This is a genomic window from Vibrio sp. D173a (genome assembly GCF_030248475.1).
The window spans coordinates 1-666 of sequence record NZ_JAHGAH010000996.1; the positions used below are offsets into that span (position 1 = coordinate 1).

The following is a 666-nucleotide window of genomic DNA, read 5'->3' on the forward strand; positions in this document are numbered from 1 at the left end:
CGTGGAAGTCTGCGTGAGGTACCGTTACTTTACCGTCTTGGGGACCACATTGCTTCTCATCCGCTACTTGGTTTTCAATCTGTAGACAACAAGCACCCGCTTCAATCATCCGCTTAGCCATTAGGTAAGTCGCTTCTGCGTTACCGAAACCTGCATCGATATCCGCAATGATTGGTACAACGTGTGTTACGTGGTTGTCGATTTTGTCTTGAATAGAGTCTTGTAGATCAATATCACCTGCTTCACGTGCTGCGTCTAGTTCACGGAATAGACCACCTAGCTCACGAGCATCTGCTTGACGTAGGAATGTGTATAGCTCTTCAACTAGGCCAGCAACGGTTGTTTTTTCGTGCATTGATTGATCTGGAAGAGGACCGAATTCTGAACGTAATGCCGCAACCATCCAACCAGAAAGGTATAGGTAACGACGATCTGTTTTACCGCCAAAATGCTTTTTAATTGAAATCAGTTTTTGTTGACCGATAAAACCATGCCAGCAACCTAAAGATTGAGTGTATTGAGAGCTGTCTTTGTCATAAGCCTCCATATCTGCACGCATAATGTCTGCCGTGTATTGCGCAATGTCTAGACCGGTTTTGAATTTATTTTGAGCACGCATACGAGCAGCAGATTCAGGGTTGATAGCATCCCATGGAGCACCAGCAG

General features: G+C 45.3%; 1 pseudogene. It reads right to left on the bottom strand.

Annotated elements, in window-relative coordinates:
- Nucleotides 1-666: pseudogene (locus KIV40_RS30830) on the bottom strand (isocitrate lyase); the annotation flags it as partial.